Source organism: Synechococcus sp. R55.2 (genome assembly GCF_047462075.1).
Classification (GTDB): domain Bacteria; phylum Cyanobacteriota; class Cyanobacteriia; order Thermostichales; family Thermostichaceae; genus Thermostichus.
In genome coordinates, this window is the sequence record NZ_JANSIH010000272.1 from 1 (window position 1) to 644 (window position 644).

The window sequence follows — 644 nt, forward strand, 5'->3', positions numbered from 1 at the left end:
GTAAAGTCTTGAATGAGGAGTTGGTCGCCGTAGGATTTGTGGATCCCTTCTAGCTCGATCACCTTTTTGCCGATGCGACGCCCGGCGGTCGCAATATCGACTTGTCCCAGAGCTTGCTTGAATTCTTGATTTTGTAGGTCTTCGATGCGCTGTTTGCGGGCTTTTTGCTTGGTGCTGCGGGCTTTGGCGCCTCGTTTGAGCCATTCCAATTCCCGCCGTAAGAGATTGGCATACTTGCGTTGGGATCCCTTTTCGACCGCTTCAGCAGCCGCTTTTTTCTCCAGGTAGTAAGAGTAGTTGCCGCTGTAGGCATACAGATCGCCGCGATCAATTTCCAGAATGCGCTGGGTAACCCGATCCAAAAAATAGCGGTCGTGGGTGATCAGCAGCACTGCCCCAGCAAAACGATTCAAATAATCTTGCAACCATTCCACCGATTCGGCATCCAAGTGGTTGGTGGGCTCATCCATCAGTAGAGCATCTGGCTCTGCCAAGAGGGCTGACGCAATGGCAATCCGCTTACGGTATCCCCCCGACAAATCGCCAACGCGGGCCTGAAAGTCTGCAATGCCCAAACGGCTGAGAATGGTTTTGGCCTGGGTTTCCAGATCCCAAGCGGATTCCACCTCGATACGCTCGCTAAT

General features: G+C 53.0%; 1 protein-coding gene. It reads right to left on the reverse strand.

The features are described from left to right. On the reverse strand, nucleotides 1–644 hold a 644-nt coding region (locus tag NW838_RS08940; protein WP_414427885.1), incomplete at both ends, for an ATP-binding cassette domain-containing protein.